At 62.0% G+C, this 19,705-nt stretch carries 19 protein-coding genes, 1 pseudogene and 1 riboswitch; of the genes and pseudogenes, 11 read left to right on the forward strand and 9 right to left on the reverse strand.

Features of this window, described 5'->3' with window-relative positions:
* The first annotated feature begins 301 nt into the window (after positions 1 to 301).
* The 6 genes and pseudogenes from aroC (at position 302) to KH208_RS06615 (ending at position 6,635) form a co-directional block, all read left to right on the forward strand.
* Positions 302 to 1,396 carry a chorismate synthase gene (gene aroC / locus KH208_RS06590; protein WP_291434893.1) on the forward strand — a complete coding sequence of 365 codons (1,095 nt, stop codon included), beginning with the start codon at positions 302 to 304 and terminating at the stop codon, positions 1,394 to 1,396.
* Entirely contained in the window at positions 1,393 to 1,698 is a 306-nt protein-coding gene (locus tag KH208_RS06595) for a helix-hairpin-helix domain-containing protein (protein WP_291434895.1), read from the forward strand. Before aroC ends, KH208_RS06595 begins: the two co-directional genes overlap by 4 nt.
* Positions 1,698 to 3,992: an ATP-dependent RecD-like DNA helicase gene (locus KH208_RS06600; protein ID WP_291434897.1), complete on the forward strand. Its 2,295-nt coding sequence runs from the start codon at positions 1,698 to 1,700 to the stop codon at positions 3,990 to 3,992. Before KH208_RS06595 ends, KH208_RS06600 begins: the two co-directional genes overlap by 1 nt.
* 158 nt (positions 3,993 to 4,150) lie before the next feature.
* The gene (locus tag KH208_RS06605; RefSeq protein ID WP_291434973.1) at positions 4,151 to 5,665 is read left to right on the forward strand and encodes a glucosyltransferase domain-containing protein; all 1,515 of its coding nucleotides are present in this window, start codon (positions 4,151 to 4,153) and stop codon (positions 5,663 to 5,665) included.
* A pseudogene (gene tnpA, locus KH208_RS06610) lies at positions 5,664 to 6,092 on the forward strand (IS200/IS605 family transposase); the annotation flags it as partial. The gene KH208_RS06605 and the pseudogene tnpA, both read left to right, overlap by 2 nt.
* 351 nt (positions 6,093 to 6,443) lie before the next feature.
* The gene (locus tag KH208_RS06615) at positions 6,444 to 6,635 is read left to right on the forward strand and encodes a hypothetical protein (RefSeq protein ID WP_291434899.1); all 192 of its coding nucleotides are present in this window, start codon (positions 6,444 to 6,446) and stop codon (positions 6,633 to 6,635) included.
* A gap of 120 nt (positions 6,636 to 6,755) precedes the next feature.
* Here KH208_RS06615 and ribB read toward each other — a convergent pair whose 3' ends face one another.
* The 5 genes from ribB to dsrA form a co-directional block, all read right to left on the reverse strand.
* The gene (ribB, locus tag KH208_RS06620) at positions 6,756 to 7,436 is read right to left on the reverse strand and encodes a 3,4-dihydroxy-2-butanone-4-phosphate synthase (protein WP_291434901.1); all 681 of its coding nucleotides are present in this window, start codon (positions 7,434 to 7,436) and stop codon (positions 6,756 to 6,758) included.
* 219 nt (positions 7,437 to 7,655) lie between these two features.
* A riboswitch (FMN riboswitch) is annotated at positions 7,656 to 7,808 on the reverse strand.
* 71 nt (positions 7,809 to 7,879) lie between these two features.
* The gene (amrA, locus tag KH208_RS06625) at positions 7,880 to 8,464 is read right to left on the reverse strand and encodes an AmmeMemoRadiSam system protein A (RefSeq protein ID WP_291434903.1); all 585 of its coding nucleotides are present in this window, start codon (positions 8,462 to 8,464) and stop codon (positions 7,880 to 7,882) included.
* Positions 8,465 to 8,896: 432 nt separating this feature from the next.
* The gene (locus KH208_RS06630; RefSeq protein ID WP_291434905.1) at positions 8,897 to 9,133 is read right to left on the reverse strand and encodes a dissimilatory sulfite reductase D family protein; all 237 of its coding nucleotides are present in this window, start codon (positions 9,131 to 9,133) and stop codon (positions 8,897 to 8,899) included.
* 56 nt (positions 9,134 to 9,189) lie between these two features.
* On the reverse strand, positions 9,190 to 10,335 hold the full coding sequence (gene dsrB / locus KH208_RS06635) for a dissimilatory-type sulfite reductase subunit beta (protein ID WP_291434907.1): 1,146 nt from the start codon (positions 10,333 to 10,335) through the stop codon (positions 9,190 to 9,192).
* Positions 10,336 to 10,353: 18 nt separating this feature from the next.
* Entirely contained in the window at positions 10,354 to 11,667 is a 1,314-nt protein-coding gene (dsrA, locus tag KH208_RS06640; RefSeq protein WP_291434909.1) for a dissimilatory-type sulfite reductase subunit alpha, read from the reverse strand.
* A gap of 428 nt (positions 11,668 to 12,095) precedes the next feature.
* Here dsrA and KH208_RS06645 point away from each other — a divergent pair, with 428 nt between their 5' ends.
* Genes KH208_RS06645 through KH208_RS06655 form a run of 3 tightly spaced genes read left to right on the forward strand, consistent with a single transcriptional unit; the run spans position 12,096 to position 13,995 of the window.
* Positions 12,096 to 12,365 (forward strand): hypothetical protein, encoded by a 270-nt coding sequence (locus KH208_RS06645; RefSeq protein ID WP_291434911.1) that lies wholly within the window; start codon positions 12,096 to 12,098, stop codon positions 12,363 to 12,365.
* The gene (locus tag KH208_RS06650) at positions 12,362 to 13,288 is read left to right on the forward strand and encodes a hypothetical protein (protein ID WP_291434913.1); all 927 of its coding nucleotides are present in this window, start codon (positions 12,362 to 12,364) and stop codon (positions 13,286 to 13,288) included. Before KH208_RS06645 ends, KH208_RS06650 begins: the two co-directional genes overlap by 4 nt.
* Positions 13,285 to 13,995 carry a septal ring lytic transglycosylase RlpA family protein gene (locus KH208_RS06655; RefSeq protein WP_291434915.1) on the forward strand — a complete coding sequence of 237 codons (711 nt, stop codon included), beginning with the start codon at positions 13,285 to 13,287 and terminating at the stop codon, positions 13,993 to 13,995. The genes KH208_RS06650 and KH208_RS06655 overlap by 4 nt, the downstream gene beginning before the upstream one ends.
* 86 nt (positions 13,996 to 14,081) lie before the next feature.
* On the opposite strand, the gene KH208_RS06660 is transcribed toward KH208_RS06655, so the two are convergent.
* The 4 genes from KH208_RS06660 to KH208_RS06675 all read right to left on the reverse strand — a co-directional run bounded on the left by KH208_RS06660 (position 14,082) and on the right by KH208_RS06675 (position 16,913).
* Positions 14,082 to 14,426 carry a YiiX/YebB-like N1pC/P60 family cysteine hydrolase gene (locus KH208_RS06660; RefSeq protein WP_291434917.1) on the reverse strand — a complete coding sequence of 115 codons (345 nt, stop codon included), beginning with the start codon at positions 14,424 to 14,426 and terminating at the stop codon, positions 14,082 to 14,084.
* A 126-nt stretch (positions 14,427 to 14,552) separates the two neighbouring features.
* Positions 14,553 to 15,248, reverse strand: coding sequence for an LrgB family protein (locus tag KH208_RS06665; RefSeq protein WP_291434919.1), 696 nt, complete (start codon positions 15,246 to 15,248; stop codon positions 14,553 to 14,555).
* On the reverse strand, positions 15,236 to 15,619 hold the full coding sequence (locus KH208_RS06670) for a CidA/LrgA family protein (RefSeq protein ID WP_291434921.1): 384 nt from the start codon (positions 15,617 to 15,619) through the stop codon (positions 15,236 to 15,238). The genes KH208_RS06665 and KH208_RS06670 overlap by 13 nt, the downstream gene beginning before the upstream one ends.
* 271 nt (positions 15,620 to 15,890) lie before the next feature.
* Positions 15,891 to 16,913, reverse strand: a complete 1,023-nt coding sequence (locus KH208_RS06675) for an SDR family oxidoreductase (protein ID WP_062254244.1) — start codon at positions 16,911 to 16,913, stop codon at positions 15,891 to 15,893.
* A 248-nt stretch (positions 16,914 to 17,161) separates the two neighbouring features.
* On the opposite strand from KH208_RS06675, the gene KH208_RS06680 reads away from it, so the two are divergent.
* Together KH208_RS06680 and KH208_RS06685 are read left to right on the forward strand one after the other, a co-directional pair.
* Positions 17,162 to 18,298: a glycosyltransferase family 4 protein gene (locus KH208_RS06680; protein ID WP_291434924.1), complete on the forward strand. Its 1,137-nt coding sequence runs from the start codon at positions 17,162 to 17,164 to the stop codon at positions 18,296 to 18,298.
* A gap of 10 nt (positions 18,299 to 18,308) precedes the next feature.
* Positions 18,309 to 19,658 (forward strand): sugar transferase, encoded by a 1,350-nt coding sequence (locus tag KH208_RS06685; protein WP_291434926.1) that lies wholly within the window; start codon positions 18,309 to 18,311, stop codon positions 19,656 to 19,658.
* Positions 19,659 to 19,705: the final 47 nt, after the last annotated feature.

A 19,705-nucleotide genomic window follows, 5' to 3' on the forward strand; every position in this document is an offset into this window, starting at 1 on the left:
GCCAGATGACGCAGCCAGCGCATAAAAGGCTGGTTTTGACGGATTATCACGGCAAATAAGAGGTCTACAAAGGCTGGAATTAGATGCGTCTGCCCTGCGCGTGGAATACCCGAGCCTTGCCAGTGGCCGGAGCCTTTCATATACTGCGAACCCGGACCGCTTGCGGACGGGCCCTCCACCGCAACGCCAGCCCAAGGAGCCCCATGAGCCAGCACAATTCCCCAAGCCTCTTCGCGTTCCGCTCTCTTCCCGTTCTCTTCCCGGTCACCTTCACCGGCACGATCGCGGACGGGGCGTAACCATGGCGGGCAACACTTTCGGGCGCGTTCTGCGCCTGACCACGTTCGGCGAATCCCACGGGCCCGGTCTGGGCGGCGTGCTGGACGGCTGTCCTGCGGGCCTGGAGCTGTGCGAGGCGGACATTCAGGCCGAGCTGGACCTGCGCAAGCCCGGCCAGGGCCCCACGGCCACCAAACGCAAGGAGGCGGACCGCGTGCGCCTGCTTTCCGGCGTGTTCGAAGGCCGTACGACAGGCACGCCCATTGCCTTTTATATCGCCAATGAAGACCAGCGCTCACGCGACTACGGCAATCTGGCCGAAATCTTCCGGCCCGGCCATGCGGACTGGAGCTATTTTCAGAAATACAACGGCATCCGCGATCATCGCGGCGGCGGACGCTCCTCGGGCCGGGAAACAGCCGCGCGCGTGGCCGGGGGCGTGATCGCCAAGAAAATCCTGGCCCGCCGGGGCGTGGCCGTTCTGGCGGCCTGCGTGGAGTTGGGCGGCATTGCCGTGCCCGCCACGGACGTGGATCTGGACAAGGCCCTGGGCCGCCCGTATTTCGCGGCTTCGGACGCCGCCCCGGTCCTTTGGGACGCGGCCGTGGCCGAGGCCCGCAAGGCCGGGGACACCCTGGGCGGCATTGTGCAGATTATGGCCCGCGGCGTGCCCGCCGGACTGGGCGAACCGGTCTTCGACAAGCTGGAGGCGGTGCTGGCTCATGCCGTCATGAGCGTGGGCGCGGTCAAGGGCGTGGAAGTGGGCGAAGGCTTCGCGGCGGCCCGCCTGCGCGGCTCACAGAACAATGATCCCCTGCTGCCCGGCGCCGACGGCGCCGTTGAATCCGCGCGTTTCGCCTCCAATCACGCCGGGGGCATCTTGGGGGGCATTTCCAGCGGGCAGGACATCGTACTGCGCGCGGCCGTCAAGCCCATCGCCTCCATCGCGCGCGAGCAGCATACCGTGGACACGGCAGGGCGCGCCGCCACAGTGCGTATCGGGGGCCGCCACGACCTCTCCGCCATTCCGCGCATTGTGCCCGTGCTTTCAGCCATGACCGCCCTGGCCCTGGCCGACGCCCTGCTGCTGCAAAGCCGCATGGAGCACGGCCTGTGAGTCCGTGCGCCGCAACGGATGGGCGCGCCCTGGCGGAGCTGAAATCCGTGGGCAAGGCAGCGCTGGCGGACTTTCGCCTGTTGGGCGTGGGCAGCGTTGCGGCTCTGGCCGCCTGCGACCCGCGCGAACTCTACGAGCGCCTTTGCCGCCTGAAGGGCGTCAGCGTGGACGTCTGCCAGTACGATCTTTTTTGTTGCGCCGTGGCGCAGGCCCGCGATCCGCATCTGCCGCCGGAGCAGCGCGACTGGTTCTGGTGGTCGCGCCGCCGCAAGGCGGCCAAGCCGGACGAGGCGGAGGACTGATGGCCGATCTGCCCCTGCTGCGCGATCCCGACGCCGTGGAACTCACCGGCACGGTGGAGCGCGTGATCTTCCACAATGAAGAAAACGGCTACACTGTCCTTCGCCTGTTGCCCGACAAGGGGCTGACCGGCGAGGCCAAGGTAACGGGCGCGCCGCCGCGTACCGTCAGCCGCGATCCCGTGTCCTGCGTGGGGCACATGGTGGACCCGCAGGCCGGGGTCCAGCTCAAGGTGGCCGGGCGCTGGGTGAACAACGTCCGTTTCGGCCGCCAGGTGGAATTCAACACCGCCGAGGAAGTGCTGCCCGCCACCAGCGAGGGCATCCGCCTCTATCTGGCCTCGGGCCTGATCAAGGGCGTGGGCGAGGAACTGGCCGGGCGCATTGTGGAAGCCTTCGGCACGGACACCATCCGCGTGCTGGACGAGGAACCGGAGCGCCTGCTCAAAGTGCGCGGCCTGGGCCGCAAAAGCCTGGGCCGCATCCGCGACTCCTGGGCCGAGCACCGGGGCATGCGCGATCTGCTGCTTTTTTTGCAGCCCCACGGCATCACTCCGGCCTATGCCGTGCGCATCTACCGGGCCTACGGCAGCCAGGCCCTCAACGTGGTGCGCGAAAACCCCTACCGTCTGGCCATGGACATTCACGGCATCGGCTTTGTGACCGCCGACGCGGCCGCCGCCAAGCTGGGCTTTGAAGCGGACAATCCGCTGCGCATCCAGGCGGGCACGCTCTACATCCTGCAAAAGGCCACGGACGACGGCAACGTCTACCTGCCCGAGCACAAGCTGGTGCGGGACGTCTGCGCACAGTTGAACGTGGAGCCGGAACAGGCCCGGGACGCCATTGCCGCCCTGGAACAGGACGAGCGCCTGGTACGCGAGGTCATGGACGCGCCCGACGATTCCGAAGGTCAGGACGGCGCGGGCGACTTTGATGCCGGGGACGGCGTGGAAGTGGGCGTCTACCTGCGCCGCTATCATCATTGCGAATCCAAAACCGCTTTTTATCTCCAGCGCCTGCTGCACTCGCCCAAGGCCGTGCGCTTTGAACATCCTGACGCGCTGGTGGACAAGGTCACGGCCGAACTGCCCATCGCCCTGGCTCCGGAACAGCTGGAAGCCGTGCGCACGGCGGCGCGCAGCAAGGTCATGGTGCTCACCGGCGGGCCGGGCACGGGCAAGACCACCATCATCAACGCGATCATCAAATTGTTCGGTGAAGTGCGGGCGCGCATCCTGCTGGCCGCGCCCACGGGCCGGGCCGCAAAACGCATGGCCGAGACCTCGGGCCGCGAGGCGCGCACCATCCACCGCCTGCTGGAGTACAGCCCCAAGGAGGACGGCTTCGCCCGCAACGAGGACAACCCTCTGGCCTGCGGCCTGCTGGTGGTGGATGAAGCCTCCATGATGGACACTCTGCTCTTCTACCATCTGCTCAAGGCCGTGCCGCTGGGCGCGACCCTGGTGCTGGTGGGCGACGTCTACCAGCTGCCCTCGGTAGGACCGGGCAATGTGCTGTCGGACATCATTTCCTCGGGCGTGTTGCCGGTGGTGGAGCTGACCGAAATTTTCCGCCAGTCCGCCGAGAGCGAAATCATCTGCAACGCGCACCTCATCAATCACGGCGAGGTTCCACGCCTGGAATCCAGCAAGGAACGGCTGTCGGATTTTTATTTCATCCATCAGAACGATCCGGAAAAGGCGGCCGACCTGATGGTGGATCTGGTCAAAAATCACATCCCGCGCCGTTTCGGCCTGGACCCGGTGGACGACATCCAGGTGCTCACGCCCATGCACAAGGGCGCCGTGGGCGCGGGCCGGATGAACACTTGTCTGCAGGAAGCGCTCAACCCCAACGGCCTGGAGGTGCGGCGCGGCGACCGGGCCTTCCGTCTGCACGACAAGGTCATGCAGGTGCGCAACAATTACGAGAAAGATGTCTTTAACGGCGACATGGGCCGCATCGTCTTTCTGGACTCCAAGGAACGCACCCTGAGCGTCAGCTTTGATGAGCGTGTGGTGCCTTACGACTTTGAGGAACTGGACGAGCTGGCCCCGGCCTACGCCATTTCCATCCATAAGTCCCAGGGATCGGAATACCCGGCCGTGGTCATTCCCATCATGATGCAGCATTACGTGCTGCTGCAGCGCAACCTGATCTATACCGGCGTGACGCGCGGCAAAAAGCTGGTGGTGCTGGTAGGCGAATCCCGGGCCCTGCATCTGGCCGTCAAAAACAACAAGACGCGCAAGCGCTATACACGCCTGGCTTGGCGCCTGGCGCCGCAGGACTGAGTTTGGAGGCAAGACCCAAACGTTTTCGCTGACACTTAGTTATGAAAAGAAGAGGTCTGAATGAGAGAGAGCTACCTGATAAGATCCGATTGGCGCGAAGACTTGCTTAGGTTGTGGCAGCGCATTCCCCCGATTGGAAAAAAGCCTTTACCGCGGCAATGCTGGTCAATATCCTCGTCTATTTCTTTGATTTTGCTCAATTTCCTCTTGGCGATCACGATGTAGGTTATGAAGACGGCATCCCTCTTCTGAGCGGAGGCCGAGCTGGCCGTTGGTTTACCCCCTTTCTACATCTGCTGAGCGGCCATGTACAAGTTCCTGTCTATACCCAGCTTCTGGCTTTTGCCACACAGATTACTGCGGGTATGGGCGCGGTTCTGCTCTGGCGACCCAAGGCCAAGGCATGGCTTCTGTTCGTCGGCGGCATTGTGATTTCCTGCATGCCGGCAGTGACGGATTTTTACTATTATCACTACATGGCGCTGGCCTTTACAGCTTCACAACTCTTTATGGTCCTCGCCCTACACGCCAGCCTGAAACCCGGAAGGCATCGCCTGCTCAGCTATGCTCTGGCCGTCGTCCTGGCGACATGTGCATTGGCCAGCTACCAGTCTTCCATTATGACCTGGACCACCTGCTTCTGGGGCCTAGTTCTGATCAAACTTCTGGAATGGGACGGCAATTTGAGCGCGCTATATGTTTTGTGTAAGGCGCTCTGCCCGACTTTGCTCTGCCTTATGGCGGCTTGCCTGCTCTATGCCATAAGTCTTCGCCTTTATCCTCTGTTAGGCTTATCACTGGAATTGTATCAATTTCAGACGATTGCATTCAGCGATCTACCTCAACGCCTTTGGGAGCTGGCGCGTCAATCCTGGCTACATCTTGTCGTGCCGCAGGGTTTTATGTCTCTATGGCTTAAAATCCTTCTACTTTGCGCTCTGGCGAGAGGCGCGGCAGCCATGCTGAGCAGGGCGGTGCATGTGACGCAACGCCAGCTCCTGAAAGTTTCCATTCTCATAGTGGCCATTGCGCTCTTCCCGGTAGCCGCCAAGTCGCAATTTCTGGTCAGCAACAACAGCAATTGGTACCTTTACCGTTTTCTGGCGATGGGTCTCAGCTATGTATACAGTTTTTTCCTTCTGACATTGCTTGCCGACAGCAAAACGCCCATACGCAATGCCGGTCTTTTGCTTTTTATTTTGTTACTGCCGTGCATGGCCGTCAACTGTCTGGACCAACAAATCCGTCATGTGCGCTCCACAGAGCATGATCTGGCGGTGCTCAATCGTGTCATTGGGCGCATAGAAAGCCTGCCGAATTTCGACCCTGACAAAACATACAATCTTGTTCAACTGGGCCGTACCAAGTCTTACCTCCAAGATACCCCTCGGGTTGGCCCTTTGACGCCCCTGTCTTCTCGAACAATATCTCAAGCCTGGAATCCCGGCTTTGAGCTTTGGCTGCTCTCCAAATATCTCAAACTGGGAGACAGGCTTAATGAAGAAATCCAGAAGCGGCCGGATCTTATGGAAAAAGCTCTACATTTTGCGCGCGACAAGCAAGCTTTTCCACATCAGGGGTCTATCGGCATTGTGGATGATACAATTATTCTAATTTTTGATCGCGACGCCATTCCGACGGCAGAGGCTCGTTTAAAAACACTGAAACAATAATCTCAAATATGCTGCGAACACTGTTTTTGCGCCCATATATCGCCGTCAAGTGTTCTATGGTGAAAAGAGACGAGCGCTTGGCGAAATTCTGCGAAAACTGTGTGAATGGAAAGATGTAAAAATAGTGGAGGCAGAGTGCTGTCCTGACCAGATCCACATGTTGCTTGAGATTCCCCCCAAAATGAGTGTGTCGAGTTTTATGAGCTATCTTAAAGGTAAGAGTAGCCTCATGATCTATGAACAATTTGGGGATTTGAAATTCAAATACCGCAATCGATAATTTGGGTGCAGTGGGTGTTACGTCGATACAGTGGGCAAGAATAAGGCCAAGATTCAGGACGACATCAAGCATCAGTTGGAGTCGGATAAACTTGGGGATCAGTTGAGCTTACCATATCCAGGAAGCCCGTTTACGGGCCGCAAGTAGCAGAAATGCAAATGTCAGATCGCAAGAGCACCTGCTAGGGCGCAGCTGGTAAGAAAGCCTTACAGGCGCATATGAAGAACCCCCGGCTATGACGGGGGTTCCTTTTTTATACCGGATCAATGTCGCCAGAATAATTCACTCATCTTAAATGTGAATTACGCTGGTGACCGCGTGAGCGGGCACCAGCGTCCAAGTGCAAGGAGAAGCTGCATTTTTTCCGCAGCACGCTGATGGCGTAGAGTTTGAAATGTATAACATTTCAAACGCAAAATGTTGTAGAACCAATTAGTTCACTCTATATTGACAAAATGCATTTTTAGGTAAATCGTAAAGAAAAATGGGAGGTGCGCCATGCCCAGCGACAACGCCCTTTTTAATTGCGGCCAGGACCACGAGATCAATTATGTTGCGTCCTTATATCTGGAACAACAAAAAGTTCGTGAACTTCTCAAGGAAAAATGCGCCGACGGCGTTATCAGCCATTGGACGCATAAAAAACTGTATACTTGGTTGGAAAGCCAGGGCTTTACCAAAATAAAATGACGCTTCGGCGGACGGCACAGGTCCGCGCGTTCGAAGAGATCATTTCCGCGCCTGTACGCGGACAGGAGGCGGCCGTAGGGCCGCCTCCCGACGTTTAATTCAGTGCTGATCCAATGACGTTTACGCCACCCGACCCGCAGAACGCGCTTTTTCCCCGGCCAGAGCCTGCCGCCAGGACGCGATATCCTCCACGCTGAGCAGCGGCATGGCGTGCGCACGGGCAAAGGCCGCCACCTGCGGCAGACGGGCCATGCTGCCGTCCTCATTGGTCAGTTCGCAAAGCACCCCGCAGGGCTCAAGATCGGCCAGCGCCATGAGGTCCACCGTGGCTTCGGTATGGCCGCGACGCTCCAGAACGCCGCCGGGCCGCGCACGCAACGGAAAAACATGGCCGGGGCGGCGCAGATCTTCCGGCCGGGCGTCTGGCCTGATGGCGGCTTGTACCGTGGCCACGCGATCCGCGGCGGAAACGCCGGTGGTCACACCCTCGGCCGCCTCAATGGACACGGTAAAGGCCGTGCCCTGCAAATTGGTGTTGACCTCCGCCATCATGGGCAGATGCAGACGGCGGATGCGCTCGTCAGTCAGACAGAGGCAGACGATGCCGCTGCAATGGCGGATCAGCAGAGCCATCTGCGGCACGGTGAGGAATTGGGCCGGAAAAATCAGATCGCCTTCGTTTTCGCGGTCCTCATCGTCCACGATGCAGACGCCTTGACCGGCGCGCACTGCATCCAGGGCACGGCGCATCCGCTCCGTGGAAGAACCGAGCAACGCAAGGGGGGATTGGGTCTGATGCATGACATGCTCCTTGTCCGGCCGTTAAAGGCCGGGAGATGGTGCATCAGGGCGTGGCGGGACGTCGCGCGCGAAAAAGGAACACCACTGGGCAAAGAATTCCGCCCGGAACAGGCGGCATTGCCCGGCGGCAACACAAGCTGACGCCTACGCCGAAGACAAAGGAAAGACCGTGTTTTCCGATTCCAAGGCGGCATGCTTGCTCACCCACGCGACATGCTTGACCATTCTCTTCCATCCGGACTGTTACCGTCGGCTCCGGAATCACACCGGATCTGCTGACCCTTCACGGAAGGCGCTCGCGGGCTGGCGGCGCACACATGGCGCGGCCGCATCACCGCCGGTGGGGACTTGCACCCCGCCCTGAGAATGGAATTAGCATACCCCCGGCGCGGGCGCATGGCAAGCCGGGGGCAAGGGCAAAACGGGGCGGACGCGGCTCATCCTCAGGCATCGAAAACCAAAGCTTCATACCAGAACAAACGCGCGCCGGGCGCGCGCCAGCTGCCGCCCGGCAGGCCCGCCTTGGCGCAAAGATGCTCCAGGTAGGTCGGGCGATCCCAGCCTTGCTCCACCGGCACCTGAGGCAGAAAAACGCCGCTGTGCCCCAGGTATTGCAGGGCCAGACCGTGCCGCCCGACTTCAATGGCTTCCGGATCCGGGCAAGGCGTGAGTTCGTCCAGCACGGAAATGTGCAGGGCCGCTCCAGCCCACTCCCGGAGGGTCAGCGGCGGGAAACGCGGATCTTCAAAGGCGGCGGCGCGGGCCATGCGCCAGAGATTGAGGTAAAGGGGCTCGCGGCCCACAATGGTGCCGATGCAGCCGCGCAGCTGCCCGTTCCGGGTGATGGTTACAAAAGAACCCAGCGGACGGCGCAATGCGCCGACGCTCTCCTCCACCGCGTCGCCTTTCTCCGGCGGTTTCGGCGGCTGGGCCATGGCCTTGTCCGCCAGCGCGCTTTCAATGGACAAACGGGCCAGCCGGGCCAGAAAAGCCTGCTCCCCGGCATTCAAGGAAAAGGAAAGCGCCATGATCACCTCCTGGATTCCTGACCGGGCCGATTGCCCTCAAACCATGTCATGCACAAAATAACGTGCCAACGGCAGGGTGCATCGACAATACCCTAAGTTGCGCGTTCCTCCGCCACTGAAACAAAGGCTTCAGGCGAACCAGGGCCGAAACAAGAAATGCCACAACAGACGTTGCGGCAGATCTTGCGCAAAAGAGGTTGCGCCATTTGAGTTTTTTGCCGCTGGCAAGAAAAATAAGCGGCACGCTGACGGCGCATATACGCTGTTGCCGTGAACGGCAATAGATAGGACAGCTCTTGCTCAGACGAATCATCGACTGCGGCAGTGCTGCCTTTGGCCGCAACGCTACGTTGCAACGGCCGAAAAGCCGCCCATAGAACCGAGGCACGCCGTGAAATTTGACGCTGCCAGCGACAAAAAAGGCCAAATGGGCTAGTCTTCGCCCTCGGCGTGCGACTGCTTCCCCGCACCTTTCAGGCCGTACATGCTGGTGGAACCGGAGGACCAGAATTCCAGCACTTCCTCATTGATCAGCTTGGTGAGGATTTTCTTCACGTCGCGGGGGCCCTTGTCCGGGAAGAGTTCCAGAAAGTCCTTGAAGTAGAACTTGGACTTGGCCGCGGATTTGCTTTTCAGAAATTCAACAACAATCTCTTTATCGTCAGCCATGAGCGTTCTCCTGGCCCGGCGGCGCGGCAACGCGCCGCCGGGGTTAAGCAAACTGCCTAGAACTTGAACTGGGTGCTTTGACGCCAAGTGTAATAGGCGGAATCGCGGAAGTCGTCGATAAGGTGATGGGTGAACTCAAGGCCGGTCAGCTTGAAGAAACTTTCCCAGCCGATGCGCTCGGCCCATTCGCCCAGACGTTCGTATTTTTCGGCGTTGGCCGCGTAGACTTCGACAATGTGCTTCACGGTCTTGGTCAGGCTGGGCCAGCGCGGCGGTTCGTTGGGGATGTAGCCCACGACCACCTTGGAGAACTTGGGCATGGAGATGCGGTTGGAAACCTTGCCGCCCACCATGATGGCGATGCCGTCACCCTCGCTGTCAGCGATGGGCAGGGCCGGGCACATGGTGTAGCAGTTGCCGCAGTACATGCAACGGTCTTCCTTGATGGCGATGGAATTCACCTTCTCGCCGTTGTGCTCCACCTTGGTGGGACGCACGGCGGCCGTCGGGCAGGCGGCCACGGCCAGCGGAATTTCGCAGAGCTGGTCGGCCCATTCGTGGTCGATCATGGGCGGTTTGCGGTGGATGCCCACCAGGCCGATGTCCGAGCAGTGCACGGCGCCGCACATGTTGATGCAGCAGGCCAGGGACACGCGCACGGGCGCGGGCATACGCATGTGATCGAACTCGTCGAACAGGGCGTCCATCACGCATTTCACCGGGCCGGAAGCGTCGGTGGCGGGGGTATGGCAGTGCACCCAGCCCTGGGTGTGGATCATGTTGCAGACGCAGGCGCCCGTGCCGCCCACGGGGAACTTGAAGGAGCCGCCGGGGAACTTGCGGGAGTTCAGGTCGTCGCGCAGGGTCTTCATGGTGGCTTCGTCGTCCACCATGAATTCGATGTTGTTACGGGTGGTCCAGCGCAGATAGCCGCCGCAATACTTGTCGGCGATGTCGCACAGCTCACGGATGTGGGTGATGGACATGGTGCGGGCGCCGCCAACACGCACGGTGTAGACCTTGTCGCCGCTTTCGGCCACGTGCATCAGTACGCCGGGCTCCAGAATTTCATGATAGAGCCACTTGCCGAAGTTCTTTTTGATCATCGGCGGGAAATAGTCGTCGTACTTATGAGGGCCGATATCGGAGATACGGCCTTCCATCGGTTTCTGGGGATTGTACCCGGTAGAAATAAAAGCCATGTTCGTTTCCCCCTTATACTAGCGTTGATGGCGTTTACGGAATTCGGCGAGATCGCGATTCCAGCCGCCGGGCACTTCCTCTTCCTTGAAGAAGATGAAGGGATTGGCACGCGGCGCTTTCACCTGGCACGGCATGGCCGGCGTGTCGGTGACTTCCAGCAGCTTCTGGAAGGAGAGGCGCTTCATGGTTTCGCCCACGCGCTCGCGGTTTTTGCCTTCTTCCATCCACCAATCCCAGATCTTTTCGATGACTTCTTTGACATCGTCATAGGGGGCTTCACAGGAGATGAAGGGAACAAGCAGCGAGCCCATCTGCGCGCCGTCCACCACCGGGGCCTTGGCGCCCACCAGAATGCTGGCGCCGCGCTCGTCGCCGATGTGCAGGGCCTGGGGCATGGTGTTGATGCAGTGCATGCAGCGCACGCAGTCGGCGGTCTTGATGGAGAGCTTGGAACCGTCCCACTTCATGCAGTGGCTGGGGCAGCGGTCAACGACTTCCTTCTGGATGTCGAACTTGCCCCAGTCGCGCCCGGCATGCGCGCCCGCGTTGGGCTTGATTTCGCCGGCCACATAGGCTTTGACCTTTTCCTGGTCGATCTTGATGTCGTCCTTCCAGGTGCCCACCACCGCGAAGTCGGAACGGGCCATGGCGCAGACGCAGCCGTTGGGGCAGCCGTCGAACTTGAACTTGAACTTGTAGGGGAAAGCCGGACGGTGCAGCTCGTCCTGGTAGTCCATGGTCAGCTGATAGCACATATCCTGCGTATTGTAGCAGGCGTACTCACAGCGGGACTGTCCGAGGCAGGCTTCAGGCGTGCGCAGATTGGAACCGGAACCGCCGAGGTCCACGTTCATCTTGTGGGTCAGTTCGTGGAAGACTTCTTCCAGCTGGACGGTCTGGGTGCCCAGCAGCACGATGTCGCCCGTGGAACCGTGCATGTTGGTCAGGCCGGAACCGCGCAGATCCCAGATGTCGCACAGGTCGCGCAGGAACTTGGTGTCATAGTATTTGCCCGCGGGCTGGGCCACACGCATGGTGTGGAAGTGGGCCACGCCGGGGAACTTTTCGGGCTGGTCGCAGTACCGGCCGATAACGCCGCCGCCGTAACCGAACACGCCCACGATGCCGCCGTGTTTCCAGTGGGTTTCCTTGTCGTTGTAGGAAAGCTCCAGCACGCCCAGCAAGTCTTCGGGGCAGTCCGCCGGGATCTGATAGTCAAGACCCTTGGGATTTTTGGCCCGCGCGGCCGCTTCCTGTTTGATGTCGGACACAAAGCTCGGCCAGGGGCCGCTTTCAAGCTCGTCCAACTTGGGGGTTGCATATTTCGCCATTGCCATACCTCCACATGGTTTGGTTGTATCACGCCATCGCGTGACATGCCGTTCAGGTGCGCCGATCCCGGAGCATCGCAAAACGGACTTCTGCGCGTGTGCCGATGCGCGGCGGGAGCGCATCCCGCCCCGGTGCCGCCGGCAACTTCCCGCAAAGCCGCCGCAGCGCCCGCTCCGCAAAAGCGGAACGCCCCAAGGGATCACGAACGAGCGGGCGAGCCAAAGCCTCGGCCCCTCGGGCCGCAACGCGGTCTTTTCGTTGCATATCGCATTTTTCCCCTGATGACAACCGGCGGAGTCGAACATTGACCACATTTTCACAGCGCCGCTTCCGGCCCCGCCGGGGGCATGCGCCGCCTTTGCCAAGGCGACGCTTTACGCGTAGGATGCAGACGCGTTATTTTCCATCGTAAAGGATAACGACAGCCATGAAAGACGAACGCGGCTTATATTACCACCCCCAGGCGGGCAACAGCCGAGCCCGGGTTTACGTGCGGCGCGGCCGGGACGGCGAAGTGGAATTCCGGCTCTGGCAGGCGGACCATCCCGAAGTCTGGGAGCGCCACCCCTGGCTCAGCCTGAACGTGGTGCAAAACGCGGCCCGCTTGTACAAAGAGGAACGCAACCGGGAAGCCGACCCGCTCAAGCTCTACGATCTGGCCGTTGCCAGGACGCTCCTGCGGGAGGACGAGGCGTGAGCGAACGCTGGCTGCTGGCCAACAGAGCCTTTTTCGTGCGCGACCTGGTGCGCGACTACTGCATGGTCTTCAGGCTGCTGTCCGACCAGCGGCGGCGCTTCGAGCGCGACGGCGCGGTCTCCTATTCCGCCCTGCGCGACCTGCTGGGCGAGGCCATGCGCAAGGGCGTGTTCTGGCGGCTCAAGGATACGGCCCACCACCTGTTCCGCAATACGGCACGCACGGCGGCGGCAGCTACGGAGGTTCCGGCGGAAAGCCGGGGCATCGTGCTCTGGCAGTACGCGGCCAGCCCCCATCCCGACGGCACCGCCGTGCAGAGCCCGGTGGAGGCCCTCATCGACTGGTGCGTGGGTTACGCTTTTCACGAGTGCGCCAAACTCAAGGAAGACGCCTTCCAGGGTCAGCATTACGCCAACCGCCTGGCCCAGCTGGGCCGTCACCCGGCGGTGACCGGCGAACTCTACGGCCCCTTGAGCGCCCTGGCCGCGCAGACCGCCGAAAGTTCGGCGCGCGAGCTGGAGCGCATCATCCACGTCCTGTCGCACGGGCTTTTCCTGCTCACCCGCTATCTGACGGCCGAGGGCCGCAACTGCCGCCTGGCCCGCTGGCTGGCCTGCGAGGAGCCCCTGGCCCGCGAGGTTTTCGGCCCGCTCTATCCGGACCTGCTCACGGCCCTGTACGACGGCGAACCCGCGCGCCTCTACCTGCTGGCCGCCCGGGATTTTCTGGAGTCGGGACGGCACGAGCCGGCCATGACCCTGCTCCGGCGGGCGCGGGAACGGAATCTGCTCAATGACGAAAGCCGGGATCTGCTGCGCGGGCTGGAAAACGGCTCCGCCGGAGAAGCCGACACGGCGCTGTGCGCGGCCTGCGTTCAGAACGGCCCGCCGCGCTGCCTGGCCGAGCCGGAGCCCGCCGCATGAACAAGGCCTTTCGCGCGCTGCGGGTCTGCCTGGCACTCCTGCTCTGCGCGGCCCTGTTGTCCGGCTGCGGCTCGCGCTCCTGGCGCAAGGGCGGCGTGCCGGGCAGCAAGCCCTACACCGTGCGCGGCAAGACCTATTATCCCCTCAAATCCGCCCACGGCTTTGTGGAAGTGGGCACGGCCTCCTGGTACGGGCCGGGCTTTCACGGCAAAAAAACCGCTAACGGCGAGCGCTACAATCAGTACGCCATGACAGCGGCCCACAAAATCCTGCCCCTGGGCACCAAGGTGCGCGTCACCCATCTGGGCAACGGCCGTTCCATCATTGTGCGGGTCAACGACCGGGGCCCCTTTGTGGACGACCGGGTCATCGATCTCTCGCGCAGCGCGGCCACGCGCCTGAACATGATGGGCACGGGCACGGCCAGAGTGCGCGTCCAGAGCCTGGGCGGCATTCCCCAACTGCGGGAGAACGGCGACATAAGCGGCCCCTTCTATGTGCAGGTGGGAGCCTTTGCCGACAAGAACAACGCCTACAAGCTGATCAATATCCTGACCCGGTCCGGGCACAAGGGCCGCCTGCAGTTCGGCAGCAACAACATGTGGAACGTGCAGGTGGGTCCCTGGCAGGATTCCAACGGCGCGCAGCAGATGCTGGACCTGTTCAGGGCCCTCTACCCCCATGCCTTTGTGGTAGGGGGAAACTGACGGTAACGCCGGAGGAACAAAAGCGTTGGAGCATAAGCGCCTTCCCGCCCGGACGCCGCAACGCAAACATGCTTTTTCAGGTTCGCCTATTCCTCCCGCACCGTGCGCAGCAGGGGGCTGTCAAACAGGGCCGCGGGCGTGACCACGGGCTCGCCCGGCGGCGGCATGTTTTTCCCGTAGCGGCGGGCGGCCTCTCCGGCCAGGACGGGCCGTGCCGGATTAACATCCCTGAATTGCTGCGGCTTGCAGAGGGTGACTCCCGCGCCGCGTCGGTAGAGTTTCCAGACCGGTTCCGAGCAGTACAGTTTCGTGTCGGACCAGCGGAACTGCCGGTCATAGTCCCGGCCCAGCATGCCCCGGCCGAGACGCCGCATGCGCTCCAGCATGTCGGGCGTAAGCGCGGCGTCCGCATTCTTGAGGCGTTTAAGCACATAATGGCCGCCGGTCCGGCATCGCCGCGAGCGGCACTGCCGGAAGCAGCGCGGTGAGAAAGAAAAGAGAGAAACGCGGCCGCGGCATTTTTTCTCCGCAAAGTATGGAGAATGTGCGTTCCGGGTTCAGGCGACGGCACGCAACAGCCAGACCACCGGCGGCGCGAAGGCGGCGGTGAGGATGCCCGCCAGAATCATGGCCAGGCCGGCCATGGCGCCCGCCTCCTCGCCTTCCTGCAGGGCCGCCGCCGTTCCCTGGGCATGGGAAATGGTGCCCAGGGTCAGCCCGCGGGCAAAAGGGGAATTGACGCGCGCAAGATTCAGGGTCCAGACGCCCAGCAGCGAGCCCAGAGTACCCGTAGCCACCACAAAGGCGGCTGCCAGGGAAGGAATCCCGTCGTAGATTTTGGCGACCTCCACGGCAAAGGGAATGGAAACTCCTTTGGAGAGGATGGACATGACCACTTCACGCGGCAGGCCGCCGCTCTGGGCGATGAGCCCGGCGGAAAACATGGCGACAAAAGCCCCGGCGCCCACACTGACAATGATGGCCACGGCGTGGCGCAGCAGCAACTTCCTGTAACGGTACAACGGCAGGGCAAGGCTGACCGTGGCGGCCCCGATGAGTGCGGTCATGATCTTCCTGGCCGGTTCATAAGCCGCGTAGGGCACGTCGAGAAGCAGCAGCGCGCTGATCACTACGGCGGCGCTGAGCCCCACCACATTGATCAGCGGATGCTTGTAACGCAGGTACAGACGACGCACGACCGCGTAGACAAAGACCGTGCCCGCCACGCAGAGCAGCGTCGTCACTGACCACACGGCTCCGCTCCTTTTTCCGGGCGGCGGCGCAGAGCTCCGGCCAGCCAGCCCACCACAAGCAGAGGCAGGGCCGTGCTGATCACAATGGCCGCCAGCAGAACCCAGCCGTAGTCGTAAAAGACGCCGCCCCAGTTCATGAGCCCCACCGCGATGGGCACAAAGAAGAACACCAGGTGCTTGAGCAGAAAATTGGCGGCCTCGCTGATGCAGCTCTCCTTGACCACGCCCGTGCAGAGCAGGAGAAAAAGCACGACGATGCCCAGCACATTGCCGGGGATGGGCAGGTCGCACGTCCGCGCCAGCCAGTCCGCCGCCCAGGCGAAAGCAGCCAGGATGCCCGTTTGCCAGAGCAGGGTCAGAGTCTGCCGCATGCCAACCTTCTTTATCTTCCTTCCGGCCGGAGCTGACGGGCGCGCCTGAACGCGGGACGAAACAGCGCTGTGCCGCGCGTCAGCCGTCGGCGCAGTCCTGATTGCCCGAGCCGGTCACGGCAAAGCCGTGTGCCTTACCTGCCGCTGCAACGCAACATGCAGGTAAGAACAGCACGGCCGGGAATCAGGACTGCGCCGTTGCGACCGACGGAAACAATGAGCGTTTGAGGAAAAAGGCCTTAATTATATGCAATTTCAAACCGAATCCGCTCTACAGATTGGCCGCGTACCAGTCCCCGGCCAGACGCAGGCCCTCGCGCACGTCGTAGCGCGGCTCATAGCCCAGCAGTTTTTCGGCCCGGCTGATGTCCGCCAGCGAATGGCGCACGTCGCCCGCGCGGAAATCGCGGTGCACGGCTTCCGCCGTGGCGGCGGCGGGCAGGTGCCGGGCCACTTCCTCCCGGATCAGCAGGAAAAGCTCGTTCAGGGTAGTGCGCTGGCCGAAGGCCACGTTGTAAATCTTGTCGCGGGCTTCCGCGCGGGCGCGGCTCGCCAGCAGATTGGCCTGCACCACGTTGTCGATATAGCAGAAGTCGCGGCTGGTTTCGCCGTCGCCGTTGATGTACACGGTTTCGCCCTTGATCAGGCTGGCGAACCATTGCGGGATTACCGCCGCATACGCGCCGTAGGGGTCCTGGCGCTGGCCGAAGACGTTGAAATAGCGCAGGCCGATGCTGGTGAAACCGTAGCAGCGGGCAAAGACATCGGCATACAGCTCGTCCACGTACTTGGTCACGGCGTAGGGCGAGAGCGGGCGGCCGATCTTGTCTTCCACCTTGGGCAGCTCCGGCGAATCGCCGTAGGTGGAGGAAGACGCGGCGTAGACGAAACTTTCCACTTTGGCGTCGCGCGCGGCCACCAGCATGTTCAGAAAGCCGTCGATATTGCAGCTGTTGGAGAGCAGGGGATCGTCGATGGAACGCGGCACCGAACCCAGGGCGGCCTCGTGCAGCACGTGCCGCGCGCCCTCGCAGGCCTTGCGGCAGGTGTCCAGGTCGCGGATGTCGCCTTCAATGAAGGTAAAACGCTTCCAGGCCTCCGGCCCCACCAGATCGCGGACCATATCCAGGTTTTTCTGATAGCCGGTGAGAAAATTGTCCAGTCCCACCACGGTCTGGCCCATTTTCAAAAGATGCTCCAGCAGATTGGAGCCGATGAAACCCGCCACGCCGGTCACCAGCCAACGGGAGGGGGCGGCGGTCATTGTTTCGCACAAGGCGGCATACGCGCTCATGGTTGCGTCCTGTTTTGTCGTTTTCTGAGGGTTGATTATGAAGGCGGCCGCGTCTCCGGACCCGCGCCGGCCGGCCTCGGCGGGCCGTTCTCCTTGTACTCCGCGCGGCGCGGCCTGTAAAGACGCGGGCCGTTCCGCACGCTCCGCCCTCTTTTCAGGGCAGGGCACAGGTGCTATAGGCAAGACCATACCGGGACCGCTCCGGTACGGCGGCCGTGCGCCGCCGCGGCGGAAGGGAGAAAACAGGCATGAAAATCATTGTCCTGGGCAACCAGGCCAGGGCTTTGTCCAATTTCTGGAGCGTTCTGATCCGCCAAATGGATCAGGGCGGCCATGAGGTGTTCTGCTGCGTGCCGCCCGGCGACCCGGAGGCCGACGCGGCGCTGGAAGCCCTGGACGCGCGCGTGCTCCACTACGAGCTGGACCGCAAGGGCCTCAACCCCCTGCATGACGCGCGCTCTTTCGCCCAGCTCAAACGCATTTTCACGGCGGAGAAGCCGGAGCTGCTTTTCGCCTCGACCATCAAGCCGGTCATCTACGGCTGTCTGGCCGCGCGCCGCGCGCGCGTGCCGCACGTCTACGCCACCATCACCGGCCTGGGCTACGCCTTTGAGGCCGACAGCCTGTTCAAGAAATGCGTCAACCGTCTGAGCGTCTTTCTCTACCATCAGGCTCTCAAAAACACGGAAGGCGTCTTTTTTCAGAATCAGGACGATATCCGCATCTTCCGCGAGTCGGGCATTCTGGGCCCCGGCGCGCGCGTGCTCACGGCGCGCGGCACGGGCGTGGACATCCGGCGTTTCGCGCAGGCGCCCCTGCCGCCGTTGCCGCCCGGCGGACCGGTCGTCTTTCTGTTGGTGGGCCGTCTGCTGGAGGCCAAAGGCCTGCCGGAATACGCCGAGGCGGCACGCCTGCTCAAGGCCCGCTACCCCGAAGCCCGCTTTCAGCTGCTGGGTCCGCCGGAGCAGGGCCTGGGCAGCGTCGGCCTTGACCGGGTCAGAACCTGGGAGCGCGAGAACGGCATCGAATATCTGGGCGAAACCAGGGACGTGCGGCCCTATGTGGCCGCCGCCCACGTGCTGGTGCTGCCCTCCTGGCGGGAAGGCACGCCCACGTCCATCATGGAAGGCATGAGCATGGGCCGCGCCGCCGTGGTCACGGATGTGCCCGGCTGCCGGGAAGTGGTGCGCGACGGCGTCAACGGGCGCATGACGCCCGTGCGCGATCCCGAGGCCCTGGCCGGGGCCATGGAAAGTTTTCTCCTCGCGCCGGAGACTATCGCGCGCATGGGCGAGGCCGGGCGCGAGCTGGCCGTCAGGGAATTCGACGCCGAAAAAGTGGCGGCCCGCATTCTGCGGGACATGCATGTGCCCGCCGGGGCATAAAGGAAGGGCAATGATCAGTACATACCGTATGGCGCTCTTGCAGGCTCTGGACATCTTCTGCCTGCTGCTGGCGCTGACCATCACCGGGGTGACCACCATCGCGCCGGATTTGAGCGTGTTTCACGACTACACCGGCGCTTCGCTGTTCACGGTCTTTTTTTACATGCTCTTTTTCTACATTCTGGACGCTTACAGCGTGGGCCGGGAAGACTTCAGGGAAACCTCGGGCCGGGTGCTGGTGGCCTGCGTGCTGGGCATCATCTCCTCGGCCACGGCTTCCTACTCCTTCGACCACTGGCGTTTCGACCGCGAAACCCTGCTGATGCTCTTTGTCCTGTCCCTGGCCTTCAGCCTGGGCTGGCGCTGGCTTTACTACCGCAATGCGGACAAGCTGACCCACCCCCTGCGCATCCTGCTGGTGGGCGTGGACCGCGCGGGCAAGGTGCGCCAGTTGCTGGCCGAAGGCCTGCCCCAGGCGACCATCATCGGTTATGTGGGAGAGCGGGATCAGGGCCCGGACGCGGGTCCCTGCCTGGGGCCGCCCTTCAAGGCCCTGGACGTGGCCAGGGAAAAACAGGCCACCATGATCCTGCTGCTGCCCGACGCGCCCATTGACGACGACATCGCCCACGATCTGCTGGAAGCCAAGCTGCGCGGCAGCATGGTGGTGGACATCCGCACTTTTTACGAGCACGTGGTGCAGCGCCTGCCTCTTTCCCAGATCAACGACGAATGGCTGCTGCAGACCGAGGGCTTTTCCCTGAACACGCGCGGCTCGCTGCGGCGGCTGAAACGGGCTCTGGACGTGCTGATCTCGCTGGTGCTGCTGATTCCGGCCACGCCCGTCATGCTGCTCACGGCCCTGATCGTGCGCCTGGAATCGCCGGGCCCGGTGATCTACCGACAGGACCGCGTGGGCCTGTACGAAAAGGAATTCACGGTCTACAAATTCCGCTCCATGCGCGCGGACGCGGAAAAGAACGGCGCGGTCTGGGCCAGTGCCCACGACAACCGGGTGACCCGCTTCGGCAAGTTCATCCGCAAGGTGCGCATCGACGAGCTGCCCCAGATCTGGAATATCCTCAAGGGCGACATGAGCTTCATCGGCCCCCGGCCCGAGCGCATGGCCTTCGTCAAACAACTCAAGAAGGACATTCCCTACTACAGCCTGCGTCATACGGTGAAGCCGGGCCTCACGGGCTGGGCTCAGGTCTGCTATCCTTACGGCGCGTCCGAAGAGGACGCCCGCCGCAAGCTGGAATACGATCTCTACTACATCAAAAACATGTCCATTCTGCTGGATATTCACATCATCTTCAAAACCATCGGCGTGGTGCTCTTTCCCAAGGGGGCGCGGTAAAAGCCGCTGTTACGGGACCGCATCCGTTTTTTCTTGTAAGAAAGCAA

Source organism: Desulfovibrio sp. (genome assembly GCF_018379785.1).
GTDB lineage: Bacteria > Desulfobacterota > Desulfovibrionia > Desulfovibrionales > Desulfovibrionaceae > Desulfovibrio.